This window comes from Comamonas sp. NyZ500, from assembly GCF_016772095.1.
GTDB classification, from domain to species: domain Bacteria; phylum Pseudomonadota; class Gammaproteobacteria; order Burkholderiales; family Burkholderiaceae_C; genus Comamonas; species Comamonas thiooxydans.
Map to the genome: position 1 here is coordinate 53,185 of NZ_JAEIJE010000010.1, position 20,164 is coordinate 73,348.

The following is a 20,164-nucleotide window of genomic DNA, read 5'->3' on the forward strand; positions in this document are numbered from 1 at the left end:
GGGCAATGTCATGCCGACTCTGGATATACGCGACCTGACCGTCAATTACGAGGTCAAGGGCGGACACTTGCAAGCCCTGGCACCCGTCAACCTGACCATGCATGAAGGCGACTTCGTGGTCGCTCTGGGTGCATCGGGCTGCGGCAAGACAACACTGCTCAACTGCATGGCTGGCTTTCTGGCGCCTTCCAGCGGCCAGATCCTGCTGGACGGCAAACCCATTCAGGGCCCCGGAGCCAACCAAGGGGTGGTGTTTCAAAAGCATGCGCTGATGCCATGGCTCAATGTGATCGACAACGTCGCACTGGGACTGCGCATGCGCGGCATGGACCTGAAGCAGCGCACACAGATCGCGGAAGAGAAACTGGGCCTCGTCGGCTTGCAGAACTACGCCAGGCGTGCCGTCTATGAACTCTCGGGTGGCATGCAGCAACGTGTCGGCATTGCCCGTGCGCTGGCCAACGATCCCGCACTGCTGCTGATGGATGAACCCATGGGTGCGCTGGACGCCTTCACGCGCGAGCAGGTTCAGGAAATCCTGCTGCGTGTCTGGCACGCCACCCACAAGATGGTGTTCTTCATCACCCACTCGGTGGAGGAGGCGCTGTTTCTCGCCAGCCGGCTGATCGTCATGAGCCCCAGCCCGGGCCGCATCTCCCATGTCTACGACGATATGCCGTTCTGCCATGAGTTTCTGCGCACCGGCGATGCGCGTGCCGTCAAGTCGCGCCCCGACTTCATCAGGATGCGCGAGGAAGTTCTAAGTCTGATTCACCACCGGGAGCCTGCCAATGTCTGAAGCAGTCCAAATCAACCATCTGCCCGCCACGACAGCGCGCGTGCAGCCCAAGACCACTGCCCCGCAGGCGTCGGGACCGGTGAAGACCAGTCGCTTCAAGACCCCTGGCGAAGGCTCCAGCCTCGGCATCAGCATCGTCACCGTGGCCTTGCTGCTGGCACTGTGGTTTGCCGCCACCAATCTCGGCTGGATCAAGCCCTTGTTCCTGCCCAGCCCGCAAGCGGTGTTCCAGCAGTTCTATGAATACCTAACCGGGCAGGCCAACGACAAACCGCTGTGGCAGCATTTCTCGGCAAGTCTGCTGCGCGTGACCGTGGCGTTCTGGCTGGCCTTCATGATTGCCGTTCCGCTGGGCATTGCGATGGGAATGTCACGCTTTGCACGCGGCGTCTTCGACCCCCCCATCGAGTTCTACCGTCCCCTGCCGCCGCTGGCCTATCTGCCGCTGATCATCATCTGGTTCGGCATCGATGAAACGCCGAAGATTCTGCTGATCTTCCTGAGCTGCTTTGCCCCCCTGGCCCTGGCAGCCCGCTCTGGCATGCGCAGCGCAGCACAGGAGCAGATCAATGCCGCCTATTCGATGGGAGCAAGCTACTTCCAGGTGATCCGCCATGTGATTCTCCCCGCAGCCCTGCCCGACATTCTGGTGGGCATGCGCATTGCCATCGGCTTTGGCTGGACGACTCTGGTTGCCGCCGAAATGGTGGCGGCGAACGTGGGTCTGGGTCAGATGGTGCTCAACGCCTCGAACTTCCTGCGCACGGACATCGTGATCATGGGCATCATCGTCATCGGTGTGATCGCCTATGTGTTCGACCTGTTCATGCGCTGGGTCGAAAAGCGCCTGGTTCCCTGGAAGGGACGCATGTAAGGGCTGCCGACTCCCCGGCGGGGATGGCTCCGGCAAGCAGACAGCGGGCAGGCATTGCGCCTTCCCGCTTTTCTGTTTTCCGGTTTTTCGGCTTGTTGCCCGAGCTTGCCCGGCCTTGTGCGATACCTGCCGCACGCGCCATTCCTGTCATCGTTTGCACAGCATCTCGGCCACCGAAAACAGCAAGGTCTCGTCGATATCGTGCTGCAGATCGACAGCAAGCCTTTGACGGTAGAAGACCCCCAGGTCCAGTCCTAGGCCCAGGGCGCAGACCTTCACGCCGCCCATGCGTTCCTGGGCGGCAAGGACCTGCCTCAGATGCTGATCCAGATAATGCTCGTCATTGGCCTGATGGGTGGCCGTATCCATGGGACAGCCATCGGAGATGACCAGCAGGATGCGACGCTGCGCGGTCTTTGCACGCAGCCTCTGGCACGCCCATTCCACGGCCTCGCCGTCAATGCCTTCACGAAAGATGTCGAGCTTGCGCAGTGCCGCAATGCCGTGCCGGGCATGACGCCAGGGCTTGGCCCCGTCCTTGAAGACAATGTGCAGGCGCTCGTTGAGACGCCCCGGAAACTGCGGCTGGCCGGCGCGCTGCCAGCGGCGGCGTGCTCTGCCGCCATTCCAGGCCTGCGTGGAAAAGCCCAGTATCTCCACGCTCGCTCCAGCCATCTCCAGCGCCCGCCCCAGCACGTCGAGCAATAGCGACAGGGGCCTGGCAAAGGTTTTCATCGAACCCGAGCAGTCCATGAGAATGGTGACAGCGGTCTCGTTGACAGGACGCTGCATCTCGTCCTTGAAAATCGCGCGCTGCTGCGGGTCCGTCACCAGTTGGGACAGGCGACTGCCGTCCAGATGGCCTTCCTCCAGCCCGAAGTTCCAGCCATTGCGCTGCGTGCTGGCCAGGCGCTGTTGCAGATAGCGCGCCAGCCGCCCGGCCTGCTGCAATCCCGAACGCGCCAACTCCTCATCCATCTGCTCCCGGAACTGGGCCAGCTGCAACGCACGGATCAGCTCAGCGGCCTGCACCTCCCTATCGAACTCACGCGTGAAGACCCGGTAGCTTTGCGCGGTGCCGGCCCAGGCCCGGCTATCGCCGCTTTGCGCCACGGGCATGCCGTCCTGACTCTGGGATTCAAAGTGCAGAGGCAGGGAAAAACTGCTCCGCCGCCTGGGGCCGCCGGCACCGCGCGGCGCATCCTCCTGCGCCGCACGCACCGCCATGCCGACCCAGCGGCTGACGGCCAGGGCAGGCTCGATAAACTCCAGCTGCCGGTCTCTGAAGCGCCGCAGCCCATCCCAGTGCCGGCCCAGCGGAGAAGCCATGGACATCCGCGTGGACTCCACCAGATCGGCCATGCGTTCCGGTATCTCATGCCCTGTCAGTCGGCTCCAGGCCGTGATGGCCACCGTAAACAGCAAAATTCCCAGACTGCTCTCCGTCAGGCCGGAATCCATGAAGGCCTGGCACCAGTTCACAAAGCGCTGGCGCATGTTCTCGCGCGCTCCGGGCCAGGTCTCGGGAACCAGGCTCTCCACGCGCAACTGCTCCAGCAGCTCGAACACCATGCGCTCCACCGGGTCCTGGGGCAGGTGGGCCTGGAACAGTGCCTGGTCGCTCCAATGCAGACGCAGTCCCATGCTGTCGAGCATGCCGCGCTGATCCGTCTGCTGCGCCGGCACCTGGCTATGATGGGCCGCCGCCTGGGGTATGGGAGTGGTGCCGCGGTACAGCGTCTGACCGCTCCATTGCAGGCCGGCGTCACCGGTGACGGCGCGCAGCATGGCGCCACCCCAGGCTTCCATGCGGGACAGCGAGGCAGGGCCGGAGGTCCCGGCGCTCATGCCAGAAACGCCGGTGCTGGTTCTGCGGGCTGCATCAGCTCCTGGGCAAAGCAGCGCTGGAAATATTCGCTCACGATGGCGCGCTCTGCAGGCTCGCATTTGTTGAGGAATGACAGCTCGAAGGCCTGCTTCAGGTCATGGAAGATGGCGATGTTCTCGGCCCAGGTAATCACCGTGCGCGGAGACATCAGCAAGGACAGATCCCCCACTGCAAAGCCCTTGCGTGTCAGCCCGGCCAGCGCCACCATGGCGTCCACCTTGCGACGCCCATCGGTCGTGGCAAGCTCCGGCACACGTGCCAGCACGATGGCCGCCTCCTCGGCCGGGGGCAGATAGTTCAGGCTGGTGACCAGATTCCAGCGATCGAGCTGGGCATGGTTGAGCTGCTGCGTGCCGTGATAGAGCCCGTTGAGATTGCCCTGTCCCAGAGTGTTCATGGTGGCAAACAGCCGAAAACAGGGATGCGGCTGGATCACCCGCTTCTGATCGAGCAGGGTAAAGCTGCCTTCACGCTCCAGAACCCGCTGGATGACGAACATCACATCGGGGCGTCCGGCGTCGTACTCGTCAAACACCATGGCCACGGGCCGCTGCAGCGCCCAGGGCAGAATGCCTTCCTGGAACTGGGTCACCTGCTTGCCATCCTGCAGCACGATGCTGTCCTTGCCCACCAGATCCAGGCGGCTGATATGACCGTCCAGATTCACTCGCACGCAGGGCCAGTTCAACCTGGCGGCCACCTGCTCTATATGCGTGGATTTGCCCGTGCCGTGCAGGCCCTGAATGACGACGCGCCGGTTGTGCGAGAAGCCCGCCAAAATGGCTTGCGTCACCTGCGGATTCAGGCGGTAGGCCTTGTCAATGGCGGGAACATGTTCGCCCGGCTCGGCAAAAGCCGGCACGCTCATGTCCGTGTCGATGCCAAATACATCGCGCACGCTGACGGTACGGGTGGGCTGCAGCAGGCTCAGGTCAGTCATCATCGGCTTCCGGTGGAACGTCATCGTTAATGCGGGCGATCGCCGCGACGGCCGCCTGCAGCTTGGGAAGAAAGGACAAGGCCTTCTCCTTGGAAAAGCGCATGATGGGCGCCTGCACCGCAAGCCCCATATTGGAGTTGCCATGGGGTGCGGGCACCAGCACGCCAAGGCACAGCAGCCCGGGCAGGAACTCCTCGTTGTCGAAGGCATAGCCCTGGGCGCGCACCTGATCGAGCTCCTGGTCCAGCGCCTCGAAGGTCGTCAGCGTATTGCCGGTGAACGCTTCCAGCGGCACATTGGCCAGCAGCCGGCGGCGCTGGGCTGGCGACATCTGGCTCAGGAACAGCTTGCCCGTGGCCGAACAGTGCGCGGGCACGCGCGAGCCAGGATGCAGATAAAAGCGCAGCGGCGCCGGCGTCTCCACGCGGTCCAGATACAGCACCTCGCTACCTGAAAAAGCCGTGATGTTGCAGCTCTCGCCGAGCTCGCGCACCAGTTGGGTCAGCACCGCATGCCGCGCGCCATGCGTGGTGTTGTTGAGCAACACGTTCTCCGCCAGCCGCATCAGCCGCTGGCCCGTGCCGTAGTGGCGACCGTTGCCATCTCTTTGCAGGATTCCGGCGCCCTCCAGCTGCGCAAGCATGCGGTGCATGGTCGGCTTGGGCAAGCCTGTCTCTTCCACCATGGTTTGCAAGGTGAAGGGCTGGCTCTTCTGGGCCACGGCCTCCAGCAGCGCGAACAAACGCAGATTGGGCGTGTCTCCGTCCAGGCGAGCCGAGGGGGTGTCTTCGCTGTGCTTCATATCGTTGTCGATCATATTAATTTCCATTTTTCGAGTCAATTTATTCCATAAAAAGAAATTTATTTGCACGAAAACAAAAAAATGCCATAGACTGACATCGTTATTTCTTTTTTCGGAACCATAGGTTTCAAATTTTCAAGGAGACAGAGATGGCTGCAACGGACAATCGTAAAGTGGTTGAAGGCGTTCACAAGATGACCCCTTCGGAAGCATTCGTGGAAACCTGCGTCGCCAATGGCGTCAGCGAGATGTTCGGCATCATGGGTTCCGCCTTCATGGATGCCATGGACATCTTCGCCCCCGCAGGCATTCGCCTGATCCCGGTGGTGCATGAGCAAGGTGCGGCCCATATGGCCGACGGCTATGCCCGCGTCTCGGGTCGCCACGGCGTGGTGATCGGCCAGAACGGCCCCGGCATCAGCAACTGCGTGACCGGGATTGCAGCAGCCTACTGGGCGCACAGCCCGGTGGTGATCGTGACTCCCGAGACCGGCACCATGGGCATGGGCCTGGGCGGCTTCCAGGAAGCCAATCAGCTGCCCATGTTCCAGGAGTTCACCAAATACCAGGGCCATGTCTGCAACCCCAAGCGCATGGCCGAGTTCACGGGCCGCGTCTTCGACCGCGCCATGTCCGAGATGGGCCCGACCCAGCTCAATATTCCGCGTGACTACTTCTACGGCGAGATCGAGTGCGAGATCCCCAAGCCCATGCGCGTGGACCGCGGCCATGGCGGCGAAGCCAGCCTGCAGGCCGCCGTGGAGCTGCTCAAGACTGCCAAGTTCCCGGTGATCCTGGCCGGCGGTGGCGTGGTCATGGGCGATGCCGTGGAGGAAGCGAAGCAACTGGCCGAGCGCCTGGGCGCACCCGTGGCCACAGGCTATCTGCGCAACGACGCCTTCCCTGCCAAGCACCCGCTGTGGGCCGGCCCTCTGGGCTACCAGGGCTCCAAGGCCGCCATGAAGCTGATCGCCCAGGCCGACGTGGTGATTGCGCTGGGCTCGCGCATGGGTCCCTTCGGCACCCTGCCCCAGCATGGCATGGACTACTGGCCCAAGACCGCCAAGATCATCCAGATCGAGGCCGATCACACCAATCTGGGCCTGGTCAAGAAGATCGCCGTGGGTATCAACGGCGATGCCAAGGCCGTGGCGGCCGAACTGAGCAGGCGCCTGGCCGATGTGACACTGGGCTGCGATGCCACCAAGGCAGCGCGCGCCGACACCATCGCCACGGAAAAAGCCGCCTGGGAGAAGGAGCTCGACGGCTGGACCCACGAACGCGACCCCTACAGCCTGGACATGATCGAAGAGGCCAAGGGCGAACGCACGCCGACCGGCGGCAGCTATCTGCATCCCCGCCAGGTGCTGCGCGAACTCGAAAAAGCCATGCCGGCGCGCGTCATGGTGTCCACCGACATCGGCAATATCAACTCGGTGGCCAACAGCTATCTGCGCTTCGACGAACCGCGCAGCTTCTTCGCTCCCATGAGCTTCGGCAACTGCGGCTATGCCCTGCCCACCATCATCGGCGCCAAGTGCGCAGCACCCGATCGCCCGGCCATTGCCTACGCGGGTGACGGCGCCTGGGGCATGAGCATGATGGAAATCATGACCGCCGTGCGCCACGACATTCCCGTGACCGCCGTGGTGTTCCACAACCGCCAGTGGGGTGCGGAAAAGAAGAACCAGGTGGACTTCTACAACCGCCGCTTCGTGGCCGGCGAGCTGGAGAGCGAAAGCTTCTCCGACATCGCCAAGGCCATGGGCGCCGAAGGCATCGTGGTGGATCACATCGAGGACGTGGGCCCGGCACTGCAAAAAGCCATCGACATGCAGATGAAGGAAGGCAAGACCTGCGTGATCGAGATCATGTGCACCCGCGAGCTCGGCGATCCCTTCCGCCGCGACGCCTTGTCCAAGCCCGTGCGCATGCTGGACAAGTACAAGGACTTTGTCTGACGCCGTCTGACACCCCCTGAGGCGCTGCGCGCCTTCCCCCTCGTTGCACGGCGCCTCTCTACCCGCTGCGCGGGGGAGGGGGACGACACCCTCGGTGCGGGGCGGCCCTTCCTCGGTGTCCCTTGGTCGGGCCGCGCCGGGTTCATGCGCCTGGGTAAAGCGCAAGGCCCTCGAAAACCGACTCCCAGCCCCCCCTGCGTTGCTCGCGCCGGGCCCTGTACTTCCTTCCCGCAGGAGCATTCATGACTCCCCCACTCTCTCTTGCCGTGGCCACCGACGATGCGCCCGCCACGCCTCGCCCTCATCTGCAACATCTGCAGGAGCTCGCCCGCGCCAAAGGTCCGGTCGCCGTGGCCGTGGCCTACCCCTGCGATAGCGGCTCTGTGCAGGCGGCCCTGCAAGCGGCGGAGGCAGGCCTAATCAGGCCACTGCTGGTAGGTCCACAGCAGCGCATCGAAGCCGCAGCCCGCTCTGCGGGTCTCGATCTGTCTGCCGCCGAGATCCACTCCACGGCGGACGACCCCCGCATCGCCGCGGCCCAGGCCGCAGCCCTGTGCCGCGATGGCCAGGCCCGGTCCCTGATGAAGGGCAGCCTGCACAGCGACGATCTGCTGGGCGCGGCCGTGGCGCGCGAAGCCGGTCTGCGCGGCAGCCGCCGGGCAAGCCACGTCTTCATCATGGACATCCCGGGCTACGACCGCCCTCTGTTGATGACCGACTGCGTGGTCAACATCTTCCCCAGCCTGATGGAAAAGCGCGACATCGCCCAGAACGCGGTCGATCTGGCCCATGCCATCGGCATAGTCCAGCCGCGCGTGGCCCTGCTGTCGGCGGTGGAGACCGTCAACCCGGCCATTCCCGGCACCATCGATGCGGCAGCCCTGTGCAAGATGGCCGACCGCGGCCAGATTACGGGCGGCATCTTTGATGGTCCGCTGGCCTACGACAACGCCATCTCCCTGCATTCGGCACACAACAAGGGCATAGTCTCCGATGTCGCCGGTCGCCCCGATATCTTGCTGGCCCCCAATCTGGAAGCCGGCAACATGATCTACAAGCAGCTGGTCTATATGGCCGACGCCGAATGCGCGGGCCTGGTTCTGGGCATGCGCGTGCCCATCGTGCTGACCAGCCGCTCAGACTCCGTGGCCAGCCGCATCGCTTCCTGCGCGCTGGCCGTGCTGGCCAGCGCAGGAATGCAGGCATAGAGCAAGACCTGATCAAGGCCCGGCCGGACACTGCGCTCGCCGGGCCTTTCTTCAATCGCCTATATCGAGCAGACGCCAGAAACGAAAAAGCCTCAGAGTATTTCTACTCTGAGGCTTAACGTTTGGTGCGGCTGGCAGGAATCGAACCCACGACCCCTTGGTTCGTAGCCAAGTACTCTATCCAGCTGAGCTACAGCCGCATTGGCGGAGAGGGTGGGATTCGAACCCACGGTACGTTTGCACGTACGCCTGATTTCGAGTCAGGTACATTCGACCACTCTGCCACCTCTCCTGTGTCGAAGCATCTATTGTAGCCTAAAAAATCAGGCCTTCAGCAAAGTTTTGCCACCCATGTACGAAACCAGTGCTTCGGGCACGGTGATCGAGCCGTCGGCGTTCTGATAGTTCTCCAGCACGGCGACCAGCGTACGGCCCACGGCCAGGCCGGAACCGTTGAGCGTGTGCACCAGTTCGTTCTTGCCCTGGGCATTCTTGAAACGGGCCTGCATGCGGCGCGCCTGGAAGGCTTCGCAGTTGGAGACCGAGCTGATTTCGCGGTAGGTGCCCTGTGCCGGCACCCAGACTTCGAGGTCATAGGTCTTGGCGGAGCCAAAGCCCATGTCGCCCGTGCACAGGCTCATCACACGGTAGGGCAGACCCAGCTTCTGCAGCACGGCTTCGGCGTGACCGGTCATCTCTTCCAGCGCTTCATAGCTCTTTTCGGGATGCACGATCTGCACCATCTCGACCTTGTCGAACTGGTGCTGGCGGATCAGACCGCGCGTGTCGCGACCGCCGGAGCCAGCTTCGGAACGGAAGCAGGGGCTGTGTGCGGTCAGCTTGATGGGCAGGCGGTCTTCGGCCAGCACTTCGTCGCGCACCAGATTCGTCAGCGGCACCTCGGCCGTGGGAATCAGGTACAGAGCCGCGGTGTCGGGCAGGGGTTCGGCATCCTGGCCGCCCTTCTGGGCCGCAAACAGATCGCCTTCGAACTTGGGCAGTTGGCCCGTGCCCTTGAGCGAATCGCTGTTGACGATGTAAGGCACATAGCATTCGGTGTAGCCATGCTGCTCGGTCTGCAGGTCCAGCATGAACTGGGCCAGCGCACGGTGCAGGCGCGCGATCTGGCCCTGCATCACGGTAAAGCGGGCACCGGAGAGCTTGACGCCGGCTTCGAAGTCCAGGCCGATGGGCGCGCCCAGATCGACGTGATCCTTGATCTCGAAGTCGAAATTCCTCGGCGTGCCGAAGCGGCGCACTTCCACATTGCCTTCTTCGTCGGCGCCCACGGGCACGGACTCATGAGGCAGATTGGGCACAGCCGCCAGCATGGCCTGCAGCTCGGTCTGGATCTGGTCCAGGCGCGTGGCCGATTGTTCCAGCTCGGTCTTCATGGCGGCCACTTCGGCCTTGGCGGCTTCGGCGGCGTCCTTTTCGCCCTTGCCCATCAGCATGCCGATCTGCTTGGACAGCTGGTTGCGCTTGGACTGCAGCTCCTCCGTGCGCGTCTGGATGGACTTGCGTTCGGATTCCAGCGCCTTGAAGGCTTCCACGTTGAGGAAGGCTTGGGGGTTCTTGCGGGTTTGCAGTCGGGCGACGACTGAATCCAGGTCTTTGCGGAGAAGTTGAATGTCGAGCATAGAGGGGGATTTTAGAGCGACTGGCCGCACCCGGCCGATACACGGGGGATGGCAGCAGTCAGCTATCAAAAGCAAAGCGCCTTGCGCATGCTATTCATAGATTTTCAGATAAAAACCCTCTGAAATCTTTGAATACCATGCGCAAGGCGCTATGAAGTTGCAAGCAGTCAGCTTGCCATGACTCAATGTCCGGTCTCGGGCGCCTTGCGCACTTCGATCTCCAGGCCCGTGGCCGCGTCGATCTTCAGACCCTTGGGCAGCGGGAACTTGATGGTTTCCTCGATGCCGTCCATCTTGCGCACGGCGACGGCCCCCAGTTGCCGGATGCGGGCGATGACCTCGTCGACCAGCACTTCGGGCGCCGAGGCACCGGCGGTCAGGCCCACGCGGGCCGCATCGGCAAACCACTCCTGCTTGAGCTCGAGCGCGTTGTCCACCATATAGGCGGGCGTGCCCAGACGATCGGCCAGCTCGCGCAGACGATTGCTGTTGGAGCTGGTCGGGCTGCCGACGACGATGACCAGATCCACCTGGGGTGCCAGCACCTTCACGGCGTCCTGGCGGTTCTGCGTGGCATAGCAGATGTCCTGCTGCTTGGGCTCGCGCACCAGCGGAAAGCGTGCCTTGATGGCGGCCTTGATGCCTGCGGCATCATCGACCGACAGAGTGGTCTGCGTCACCACGGCCAGCTTTTCGGTCTGGCGCGGCGCCACCTTGGCCACATCGCCCTCGTCCTCGACCAGGTGAATGCCTTCGGAGAGCTGGCCCATGGTGCCTTCGACCTCCGGATGGCCCTTGTGGCCGATCATGAGGAATTCGTAGCCTTCCTTGGCCAGCTTGGCGACTTCCACATGCACCTTGGTGACCAGCGGGCAGGTCGCATCGAAGATGGCAAAGCCGCGGCGCTCGGCCTCCTGCTGCACGGCCTTGGAGACGCCGTGGGCCGAGAAGATCAGCGTGGCGCCGGGCGGCACCTCGTCCAGCTCCTCGATGAAGATGGCGCCCTTGGCCTTGAGATCGTTGACCACAAAGGTGTTGTGCACGATCTCGTGGCGCACGTAGATGGGCGCGCCGAACTTGGCCAGCGCCCGCTCCACGATCTCGATGGCGCGATCCACCCCGGCGCAAAAGCCGCGCGGCTCGGCCAGCAGGACTTCCTTGGCTCCTACCACCTCAAAGTACCCCGATCAGCTTCACTTCAAACGTCACGGGCTGGCCGGCCAGCGGGTGGTTGAAGTCGAACAGCACGGCGCCGTCCTCGCGCACCTGCACCACGGCGCCGGCGTAGCTGCCGCTGCCGTCGGGCGTGGGGAACTGCACCACATCGCCAGCGGTGTATTGCTCATGCGGGTCGCCGAGCTCGTTCATGAGCTTGCGGGCCACCCATTGCATCATGTCGGGGTTGCGCTCGCCAAAAGCCTCGCCTGCAGGCAGCTCGAAAGTCGTGTGCGTGCCCTCGGCCAGGCCGATCAGCTTGTCTTCCATGGCTGGCGACAGCTCGCCCGCACCCAGCGACAGCGTCGCGGGCTTTTCGTTGAAGGTATTGATCACATCGCCCGCAGGGCCCGCCAGGCGGTAATGCAGCGTGAGAAAAGAGCCTGCCTGCACGACGGGCAGATCCGAAGGGGTTGCGCTTGTGGTCATGAAAGTCCCGATAAACTGGGCTGCATTGTAAGAGCGAGCCTATAACCTCTTCGCGGCTGCGTTGAGTTGGACGGCCCGCCCCTCCCCCCTTGTGCAAGCGAGCACTGACGCCCATGCCCATCAAAGACCTGCCCCTGGATGCCCAGCCGCGCGAAAAGCTCGCGCAGCGGGGCGCGGCTGCGCTCTCGGATGCCGAGCTGCTGGCCGTCATTCTGCGCACCGGCATGGCCGGCAAGACGGTGCTGCAGATGGCGCAGGAGCTGCTGGAGCTACCCGGTGATCACCAGGGAACAGGCGGTCTGGCCGGGCTGCTGGCCGCCGACTACCAGGCTTTGACAGCCGTCAAAGGCCTGGGCCCGGCCAAGCGCGCCGAGCTGATGGCCGTGCTGGAGCTGGCCCGCCGTGCCACGGCGCAGCAACTGCGCGAGCGGGAAGTGCTCTCCTCCCCCGAAGCCGTCAAGCACTATCTGCAGCTGCATCTGGCGGCCAGGCCGCACGAGGTGTTTGCCGTGCTGTTTTTGGACAGTCAGAACCGCTTGCTGGCTCTTGAAGAAATGTTTCGCGGTACCTTGACGCAAACCTCCGTCTACCCTCGTGAAGTCGTGCTGCGCGCCCTGCACCATCAGGCCGGCGCGGTGATCCTCGCGCACAACCACCCCAGCGGCAGCGTGCAGCCCAGCAGTGCCGACAGGTCTCTGACCAACACACTGAAGGCCGCCCTGGCATTGATCGATGTTCTCGTGCTCGACCACATCATCGTCGGGCCGGGCGCTGCCTGCTCCATGGCCGAGGAGGGTCTGCTATGAGCCACGCACACCGCTCGCTGCAGGATCTGGCCGGCATCTCCCGCCATCTCAAGCAGATGCGCGAACAGGCCGAAACCCTGGCCCTCGCCCAGGCCGAGGCTCGTGCAGCGCGCGAGCGTGAACGCAATCTGTTTGCGCTCAGCGTCGGCAAGGTCACGCCACTGCGCTCGCGCAACGAAGTCAGCTTTCTGGAGCCGGCACCCTCCCCGCTGCCGCTGCAGATGGTGCTGGACGAACAGAATGTGCTGCGCGAAGCCATGAGCGACGAGTTCGACGTCAGCACCCTGCTGGACGTGGACGATCAGCTGAGCTTTCGCCGCCCCGGCATCGGTCTCGACGTGACCCGCAAGCTGCGTGGCGGCCACTGGAGCATTCAGCGCCAGCTGGACCTGCACGGCCTGCGCTCGGACGAAGCCCGCGAGGCGCTGGGCCAGTTCATCCGGCTGTCGCACCGCACGGGCGTGCGCTGCGTGCGCATCGTCCACGGCAAGGGCCTGGGATCGCCGGGCCGCACCCCCGTGCTCAAGGGCAAGGTGCAGCGCTGGCTGGTTCAGAAAAAAGAGGTTCTGGCCTTTGTCCAGGCCCGCCCGGCCGAAGGTGGCGCGGGCGCGCTGGTGGTGCTGCTGCAGCCGGGCAAGCGCAAGCTGTTCTAACTGTTTTAGGATTCAATCTGATAGCCACCTGCACCTATGTGCATTGGGTTTCAGGCCTGAAATAGCTTATCTCCCCTGCGGCACGGTATTGAGCGGCAAGGGCAGCGGTCGCATATCGCGGCCGTAGATGCGGCGTATGCGCTCGGGCACCGTGGGATGGGATTCCAGCCAGTCTTCGAGGCGGCTGGCATGGGGTGTTTCGGCCAGCAGCATATGCTGCACGATGCGCTTGTCCAGCCCCTGGTGGCTGCGCGCATCCTGCTGCCAGCTGCCGTACTGCTGCTCGGCCAGTTCGCGCTGCGTGAGCACCTTGCGCAGCACGCCGCCCAGTCCGTCCTTGCTGCGCGTCCACTGCACGGCGCGGGCATCGGCCAGGTATTCGCGCTGGCGCGATACGGCGGCCTTGAGCAACTGGCCGCCGAGCCAGCCGACAAAGCCCGCAGCCTGTATGAAGAGGCCGAACCATTGCGTAAGAATGCTGTCGCGCTCGCGCAGGTTCTGGCCGAAGTTGTGGATCAGCTCCAGGCCGTAGACCATGCCGGCCAGCTGCATGTTCAGCCGCGTGTCGCCCTCGCGCAGATGGGACAGCTCGTGCGCCACCAGGCCCTGCATTTCCTCGCGGCTGAGCTGGTCCAGCGCACCCTGGGTCACGGCGATGACGGCATCTTCCGCATCCCAGCCCGCCGCAAAGGCATTGATGGCCTCGGTCCGCGCCAGCACCGCGACCTGGGGCACAGGCCAGTGCGCCGCAATGCACATTTCATCGACGATATTGCACAGTTGCTGCTCGGCCAGCGAGCTGCCGGGCCTGGCCTCGCGCGCACCCACGCGCTGAGCCAGCTTGCGCCCACCGTGACGCAGCTGATCCAGCTCTATCCAGCAGCCGCCCAGCACCAGCAGCAAGGTCACGCCGATATTCACAGCCGCAAAGCCCGTGGGATAGTCCCAGCCGCCGAATGCCAGAGTGCCCAGCCACCAGGCCAGCATCAGGCCCAGGTGCACCGATGCCACCACGGCCAGCACGCACAGGCCGAACACCAGCAGCAACCAGCGCGTGCTGCGCCTGGCCTGGCGCTGTCGCTCCCAGAAACGCATGCGCTCAGAACCTGACCTGAGGAACGGCGCGCTCCTGCTCGCTCTGGGTCGAAGCCAGCATGTCCATATGCACAAAACCCACCAGCCGCGCCACGATCAGATCCGGGAACTGTCCGGCCTGGTTGTTGAATTCCAGCACCTCGTCGTTATAGGACTGACGCGCAAAACCGATGCGGTTCTCGGTGCTGGTGATCTCTTCGCTGAGCTGCTGCATGCGGGCATCGGCCTTGAGCGTGGGATAGGCCTCGGCCAGCGCCATCAGACGGCCTACCTGACCGCCCAGCACCTGCTCCGCAGCCATCAGAGCCCCCATGGCCTGCGCCTTGCCCGGCGACTGACGGGCCTTGTCGGCAGCGCTGACGGCCTCGCCTCGTGCGCGAATCACAGCCTCCAGCGTCTGGGCTTCGTGCTGCATATAGCCGCGTGCAACCTCCACAAGATTGGGAATCAGGTCATGACGGCGCTTGAGCTGCACGTCGATCTGCGAAAACGCGTTCTCCACCTGGTTCTTGTGCGTGCGCAAGCGGTTGTAGAGGGCAACTGCCCAGATCACGATCACCACAACCACTGCCAGCGCGATATATGCCGTCATACCCTCTCCCTGAAAATTTTCTCGCATCATAGCCAGTCCCAGAAAAAAGCCGCCGTGGCCTTTGGAGCCACGGCGGCAGTCATTGCGGCAACGCCGCCTACTTGGACAGATCGAGCTGGTATTTGCTCATGCCCTTGCCCGAGCCGTCATCGGCTGCCAGCACAGACACTCCCGTCAGGCCTGCCGCCTGGGCCACGCTCAAGGCATTGGTGCCGGAGCTGAACACCACCGGGCCGGCCGTCGTCACCTTGGCAAAGCGCCAGCTCTTGGCTGCGCCATTGGCCGCTCTGGTGATCTGCGGATTCTTGCGCACATACTCGATCACCACATCACGGTTCGCATCGGGCGATGCCCAGATGGCCGACGAGCCGTCGAGCTTGGGGATGAAGCTGGCACCGCTGGTGGCCCGGTAGTTGTTGGTGGCGATCACAAACTCCTGCGCCGTATCGATGGGCTTGCCCAGATAGCTGAGGTTCTTGATGCGGCTGCCCAGCGGCTGGGTCACATCGATCTCATACTGCACATCGGCGGTAGTGAACATATCGAAGTTGTAGCCCGGGAAGCTGCTGATCAAGGGCTGCTCTGCCGTCTTGTTCACATCGATCTGGTTGAAGCGCTTGGCTGCAGCTTCCAGCCAGCTCTTGATGTCGGCGCCGTTGACCTTCACCGCGTATACGGTGTTGGGGTAGAGATACAGGTCGGCCGCGTTGTAGATGGCGAGCGAGCCGGCAGCCACATCGGTGAAGTCCTTGCCGCCCTGGAAGCCGGATTTGAACGGCGCGCTCACCGAGAGCACGGGCAGGCTGGCGTACTGCGGCAGATTGGCCTTGATGTAGCTGGCCACATAGGCCTGCTGGGCCTGGTTGACGATCTGGATGGCACCGGGGTCGCCCACATCGGCAAACAGCGTGCTCATGCGGAAGTCCGTGCTGCCTATGGGCGTCTTCACATAGCTGATGGCCGCCTGATGCTGTGCCTCGATCAGCGGCGCGACGGCCGGGTCGGCATCCACAAACACCGTGGCACCCGCGGCATCCTTGTTCTGGATGTTGCGCAGCTCGCTCTTGCTGCCGGTCTTGGCCACGCTCCACTTCTTGCCGTCCCATTGCAGCGGCAGCTGGATCACGCCCAGAGCCTTGCCCCAGGAGCTGGCCATGACCGCAGGCACGCCGTTGATGGTGCCAGCCTGGTTGTCCACACCGTTCTGGCTGTAGGCAGGCTTGGCCGAAAAGTCGGGGAACACGCTGTGCTGATGGCCCATGACCATGGCGTCGATGCCCGCCACCTTGGACAGATACAGGCCGGGGTTCTCCATGGTGGCCGAATAGGCCGAGCCGTCCAGACCACCATGCAGCAGCGCCACCACCACATCGGCCCCCTTGGCGCGCAACTCTGGCACGTATTTGCCGGCAGCCTCCACCGCACCTTCGGTGTAGACCTTGCCTTCGAGATAGCGCTTGTCCCAGTTCATGATGCCCGGCGTGGTGAAGCCGATCACGCCGATCTTGATGGGCAGCTTGACTTCCTTGCCGTCACTGCCCTTGGCCACCATGGTGCGCTCCAGCACGGCATAGGGCTGAACCAGTGGCTTCCTGGTCTTGCTGCTGTAGACATTGGCCAGTACGGCTGGATAGCCGTTGCCCGCGCATTTCTGGCTGGCATCCACGCCATCCACATCCAGACCGCCGCCCAGCACCTGGTTGAGAAAGGGCAGGCCGTAGTTGAATTCGTGATTGCCCAGCGTGCCCGCGTCAAAGCTCAACGCGCCCATGGCCTTGTACATGGACAGCTGCTGCGTGCAGGGGATGGGCTTGACCTCGGCCTCGTAGTCGGCCAGGGCCGTGCCCTGAATGGTGTCGCCGTTGTCCACCAGCAGCGTGTTGGCAAATTCCTTGCGAGCCGCACGGATCAGCGTGGCCGTGCGCTCGAAGCCATAGGTCTTGTCCTCGGCCAGCTTGAAATAGTCATAGCTGCGCACATTGAAGTGCAGGTCCGTGGTCTCCAGAACGGCCAGCGTCGCCGTGGCAGGCTGCGCGCTGACAGGCGTTGTGCTGCTGTCGTCGCTGCCGCCGCAGGCAGCCAGCAATGCGGCACAGCCCACGGCCGTCAGCACATGGCGGCGTTGTTGCAATGCCGAGAAGAAACCGCCCGAGCGCAGCTTTGCGCCAGGCAAATCGAAATCCTGCATGGTTGACCCTGCTTGTTGAAAAACAGGCAGTGTCGGCAGGGCTTCTTACAGCATCGTGAAGGAAATTTGACGCTTTGAAACTGGGCTCAGGAACTCAGGCGCCGCGATTGCGCATCCAGTCCGCCGTGTTCATGAAGCTGGCCTTGAGACGCGTGCGCAAGGCCTCGGGCACCTCGGTCTCGCCCATGGCCTGATCCATGCACGCCACCCACTGGTCGCGCTCCTGGATGCCGATGGAAAACGGCATATGGCGCATGCGCAGACGCGGATGGCCGAAACGATCCTGATAATAGTCGGGGCCGCCCAGCCAGCCGCAGAGAAACCAGAACAGCTTCTGGCGCGCGTCGGCCAGCGTGCTGCCATGGGCGGCGCGCAGCTCCTTGTAGCCGGGCTCCAGATCCATGAGGTCATAGAAGCGGGTCACCAGTTGCTGGACTTTCTCTTCCCCGCCTATCCATTCGTAGGGGGTGTCAAACGGGGGCTTTTCTTCAATCTGCATGTGTAGCGGCTTTGCGAGTCAGTCCCGATTGTCGGACATGCTGCATGTCCGTACCCAAGCGCAGGAATGCGAAAACCCCAATGGCCGTCAGTACCGTCACGCAGGCCAGCACATCGAGCAAGCTGGCAAAAGCCAGGCCATAGGCCTTGAGCAGCTCTGCGGCTGATGCGTCTTGCATCAGCGCCAGCGCTCCCTGCATATTTCCGGTGACCAGCATCTGGGCCACGGCCGAGCCATGCGGCATGGACGGCCAGATGACCGCCAGCTCCCGCGCCAGCAGCGCTGCCAGCGCCGCCCCGACCACGGCCAGGGCAATGCCTTCGCCTGCCACACGCACGGTGCTGAAGATGCCCGTGGCCATGCCGGCACGCTCGCGCGGCACCACCGTCACGGCCAGCCCGTCCATCAGTCCCCAGGGCAGTCCTATGCCCAGACCGATCAGCAGCAGCGGCGCGGCCATCTGCGTCAGGTCCGAGTCTGGCGCACAGCGCCCCAGCCACAGCAGCCCCGCGGCGCAGACCAGCAGCCCCGCGCCGCACAACAGGGCCGCCGACAGCCAGCGCGAGAGCCAGCCCGCCAGCAGCGGTACGAACAGCATGGGCAGCGACAGCACGAACATGCGCTGCCCGGCCGCGAGCGGTGCCAGACCTTCCACTCCGATAAAACGCAGAGGCAGCAGCACCAGCAGCACGACAAATCCATACGCGGGCGCAGCGGCCAGCAGTTGCACACCGACAAAGCGCGGATAGCGGAACAGCGACAGATCCAGCATGGGATGGGGGCTGCGTCGCTCGATCTGTACAAAGGCCGCTGCCGCCAGCAGGGCGGCCGCCAGCGGCCGCCATGTGCGGCCATGCGACCAGCCCGTTTCCGGGACTTGCAGCATGCCCCAGGTCAGCAGGGCCAGCGCCAGCGTGAACGACAGCGCGCCCGGCAGGTCCAGCCGCTGTGCCTGCGGATTGCGCGACTCCGGCATATGGTGCAGACCCAGCAGCAGCGCAGCGAATGCCGCGGCGGCTGCGCTGAGCACCACGCTGCGCCAGCCCCAGCTTTGCAGCAACCAGCCCGACAGCAATGGCCCGAAGGCCAGCCCAACACCAAAGGAGGTACCCACGAAACTGAAAGCCCGGGTACGCCTGGCACCATCGTAGGCCTGGGCCAGGCCTGCCGTGCCTGCCGCCAGTGCAGCAGCCGCCCCCAGTCCCTGCAGCGCCCGCAGCAGATCGAAGCCGATGATGGCCCCCTTGCCCTGCAGGCAGACCTGCAGCAGCACGCTGCCAACCACGGCTGCCAGCCCCGCAAGAAACACACGCCGCCGCCCGTAGATGTCGGCCAGTGCTCCTGCAGCCATCAGAGTGGAGCCGAAACTCAGCATAAAGGCATTGGTGACCCAGTTCAGCGCCAGAGGGCCACCGCCCAGAGCCTCACGCAGCGCCGGCAGCGCCACGGCCGGCCCGGTAAAGCTCAGCGGCATGGCCAGCGCGGCCAGGCAGACCGACAGCAGCACCCAGACAGGCGATGCGCGGCGGGTGCAAAAAGAAAGGTCCGCGTGCGGGCGGGATGGGGAAGTGGGGCAAGACATGGAGGGCTGGCGTCGTGAATCAATCTGACATGAAAGATAAAAGCTCTCCAATGAAACGAAAATAGCGTTAGAACTCCCCACAATCCCAACCAAAGGTTGCCAATTACCATGGACAGCTTCAGCGGACTTGAGTCCTTTGTACGTGCCGCCGATCTTCTGAGCTTTGCCGAGGCCGGTCGCGCACTCGGCATCTCGGCCTCGGCCGTGGGCAAGAACGTGGCGCGCCTGGAGCAGCAGCTAGGCCTGCGCCTGTTCCATCGCACCACGCGCCAGGTTCGCCTCACTCAGGAAGGCAGCCTGTTCCACGAGCGCTGCCGGCGCATCCTCGACGAGCTGCACGATGCACGCGCCGCCATGCAGGCCGCTGCCGAGGCGCCACGCGGCCGGCTGCGCGTGAGCCTGCCCACCATCGGCTACCGTTTTCTGCTGCCCGTGCTGCCCGAATTTCAGGCCCGCTATCCCGAGGTGGAGCTGGATCTGGACTTCAACGACCATCTGGTCGATGTCGTCGAAGCCGGCCTCGATGTGGTCATCCGCAGCGGCGAGCTGGCCGACTCGCGGCTGGTGGCCCGCCGACTCGGGCCGTTTCGCTTCATTCTGGCAGCCTCGCCGACCTATCTGTCCGAGCGCGGCGTGCCGCTCACACCGGCCGACCTTGCCGGACACAGCAGCCTGCGCTATCGCTTTCTGAACAGCGGCAAGCTCGAAGAGTGGATGCTGCCCGGGCTGCCGGCCATGCCCATCGCCCTGGTCTGCAACAATATGGAAGCCATGCTGGGCGCGGCCGTCTCAGGCCTGGGCCTGGCCTATATGCCCGACTTCCTGGCCCGCGACGCACTGGCGCGTGGCGAGCTCCAGCAGGTGCTGGCCGAGCAGCTCACGCATAGCGGGCAGTTCTCGGCACTCTGGCCCTCCAGCCGCCAGCTCTCGCCCAAGGTCCGGGCTTTTGTGGACTTTGCGAGCGAGCGGCTGTTCAAGGGCTAGCCTTAGAAC

Annotated in this window: 18 protein-coding genes and 2 tRNA genes; 7 read left to right on the forward strand and 13 right to left on the reverse strand. The window is 64.0% G+C overall.

Annotation, left to right across the window (positions count from 1 at the left end):
• Positions 1-10 precede the first annotated feature (10 nt).
• Together JAO85_RS15740 and JAO85_RS15745 are read left to right on the forward strand one after the other, a co-directional pair.
• On the forward strand, positions 11-799 hold the full coding sequence (locus tag JAO85_RS15740) for a taurine ABC transporter ATP-binding protein (RefSeq protein WP_003062702.1): 789 nt from the start codon (positions 11-13) through the stop codon (positions 797-799).
• Positions 792-1,673 carry an ABC transporter permease subunit gene (locus JAO85_RS15745; protein ID WP_202788487.1) on the forward strand — a complete coding sequence of 294 codons (882 nt, stop codon included), beginning with the start codon at positions 792-794 and terminating at the stop codon, positions 1,671-1,673. Before JAO85_RS15740 ends, JAO85_RS15745 begins: the two co-directional genes overlap by 8 nt.
• A gap of 147 nt (positions 1,674-1,820) precedes the next feature.
• Here the strand turns inward: JAO85_RS15745 and JAO85_RS15750 are convergent, their stop codons facing one another.
• From JAO85_RS15750 to JAO85_RS15760, 3 genes are read right to left on the reverse strand one after another with little or no spacing between them, the layout of a single operon-like run.
• Positions 1,821-3,521: a cobalt chelatase gene (locus JAO85_RS15750; RefSeq protein ID WP_202788488.1), complete on the reverse strand. Its 1,701-nt coding sequence runs from the start codon at positions 3,519-3,521 to the stop codon at positions 1,821-1,823.
• Positions 3,518-4,501: an AAA family ATPase gene (locus JAO85_RS15755; RefSeq protein WP_202788489.1), complete on the reverse strand. Its 984-nt coding sequence runs from the start codon at positions 4,499-4,501 to the stop codon at positions 3,518-3,520. The genes JAO85_RS15750 and JAO85_RS15755 overlap by 4 nt, the downstream gene beginning before the upstream one ends.
• On the reverse strand, positions 4,494-5,318 hold the full coding sequence (locus tag JAO85_RS15760) for an IclR family transcriptional regulator (protein ID WP_012839593.1): 825 nt from the start codon (positions 5,316-5,318) through the stop codon (positions 4,494-4,496). Before JAO85_RS15760 ends, JAO85_RS15755 begins: the two co-directional genes overlap by 8 nt.
• A 134-nt stretch (positions 5,319-5,452) precedes the next feature.
• On the opposite strand from JAO85_RS15760, the gene xsc reads away from it, so the two are divergent.
• On the forward strand, positions 5,453-7,264 hold the full coding sequence (xsc, locus tag JAO85_RS15765) for a sulfoacetaldehyde acetyltransferase (protein WP_003062707.1): 1,812 nt from the start codon (positions 5,453-5,455) through the stop codon (positions 7,262-7,264).
• A gap of 242 nt (positions 7,265-7,506) precedes the next feature.
• Positions 7,507-8,472, forward strand: coding sequence for a bifunctional enoyl-CoA hydratase/phosphate acetyltransferase (locus JAO85_RS15770; RefSeq protein WP_012839594.1), 966 nt, complete (start codon positions 7,507-7,509; stop codon positions 8,470-8,472).
• 123 nt (positions 8,473-8,595) lie between these two features.
• Here JAO85_RS15770 and JAO85_RS15775 read toward each other — a convergent pair.
• The 5 genes from JAO85_RS15775 to JAO85_RS15795 all read right to left on the reverse strand — a co-directional run bounded on the left by JAO85_RS15775 (position 8,596) and on the right by JAO85_RS15795 (position 11,756).
• Positions 8,596-8,672, reverse strand: a tRNA-Arg gene (locus tag JAO85_RS15775).
• Between the two features lie 2 nt (positions 8,673-8,674).
• A tRNA-Ser gene (locus JAO85_RS15780) sits at positions 8,675-8,764 on the reverse strand.
• A 31-nt stretch (positions 8,765-8,795) separates the two neighbouring features.
• Positions 8,796-10,112, reverse strand: a complete 1,317-nt coding sequence (serS, locus tag JAO85_RS15785) for a serine--tRNA ligase (protein ID WP_003065910.1) — start codon at positions 10,110-10,112, stop codon at positions 8,796-8,798.
• 182 nt (positions 10,113-10,294) lie between these two features.
• Positions 10,295-11,284: a 4-hydroxy-3-methylbut-2-enyl diphosphate reductase gene (gene ispH, locus JAO85_RS15790; protein WP_003065908.1), complete on the reverse strand. Its 990-nt coding sequence runs from the start codon at positions 11,282-11,284 to the stop codon at positions 10,295-10,297.
• Position 11,285: 1 nt separating this feature from the next.
• Positions 11,286-11,756 carry a peptidylprolyl isomerase gene (locus JAO85_RS15795; RefSeq protein ID WP_003052041.1) on the reverse strand — a complete coding sequence of 157 codons (471 nt, stop codon included), beginning with the start codon at positions 11,754-11,756 and terminating at the stop codon, positions 11,286-11,288.
• 113 nt (positions 11,757-11,869) lie between these two features.
• Here JAO85_RS15795 and radC point away from each other — a divergent pair, with 113 nt between their 5' ends.
• Together radC and JAO85_RS15805 are read left to right on the forward strand one after the other, a co-directional pair.
• Positions 11,870-12,562, forward strand: coding sequence for a DNA repair protein RadC (gene radC / locus JAO85_RS15800; RefSeq protein ID WP_039049747.1), 693 nt, complete (start codon positions 11,870-11,872; stop codon positions 12,560-12,562).
• On the forward strand, positions 12,559-13,215 hold the full coding sequence (locus JAO85_RS15805; protein ID WP_202788490.1) for a Smr/MutS family protein: 657 nt from the start codon (positions 12,559-12,561) through the stop codon (positions 13,213-13,215). Before radC ends, JAO85_RS15805 begins: the two co-directional genes overlap by 4 nt.
• A gap of 66 nt (positions 13,216-13,281) precedes the next feature.
• Here the strand turns inward: JAO85_RS15805 and JAO85_RS15810 are convergent, their stop codons facing one another.
• The 5 genes from JAO85_RS15810 to JAO85_RS15830 form a co-directional block, all read right to left on the reverse strand.
• Entirely contained in the window at positions 13,282-14,310 is a 1,029-nt protein-coding gene (locus JAO85_RS15810) for a M48 family metalloprotease (RefSeq protein ID WP_202788491.1), read from the reverse strand.
• 4 nt (positions 14,311-14,314) lie between these two features.
• Positions 14,315-14,902, reverse strand: coding sequence for a LemA family protein (locus JAO85_RS15815; RefSeq protein ID WP_202788492.1), 588 nt, complete (start codon positions 14,900-14,902; stop codon positions 14,315-14,317).
• A 97-nt stretch (positions 14,903-14,999) separates the two neighbouring features.
• On the reverse strand, positions 15,000-17,090 hold the full coding sequence (locus JAO85_RS15820; RefSeq protein WP_202788493.1) for a bifunctional 2',3'-cyclic-nucleotide 2'-phosphodiesterase/3'-nucleotidase: 2,091 nt from the start codon (positions 17,088-17,090) through the stop codon (positions 15,000-15,002).
• 94 nt (positions 17,091-17,184) lie between these two features.
• Complete coding sequence (locus JAO85_RS15825; RefSeq protein WP_003065899.1) at positions 17,185-17,589, reverse strand: group II truncated hemoglobin; 405 nt, start codon at positions 17,587-17,589, stop codon at positions 17,185-17,187.
• On the reverse strand, positions 17,579-19,063 hold the full coding sequence (locus tag JAO85_RS15830; protein WP_237734880.1) for an MFS transporter: 1,485 nt from the start codon (positions 19,061-19,063) through the stop codon (positions 17,579-17,581). The genes JAO85_RS15825 and JAO85_RS15830 overlap by 11 nt, the downstream gene beginning before the upstream one ends.
• A gap of 216 nt (positions 19,064-19,279) precedes the next feature.
• Between JAO85_RS15830 and JAO85_RS15835 the strand changes: the two genes are divergently transcribed.
• Positions 19,280-20,155: a LysR family transcriptional regulator gene (locus JAO85_RS15835; protein ID WP_202788494.1), complete on the forward strand. Its 876-nt coding sequence runs from the start codon at positions 19,280-19,282 to the stop codon at positions 20,153-20,155.
• Positions 20,156-20,164 lie beyond the last annotated feature (9 nt).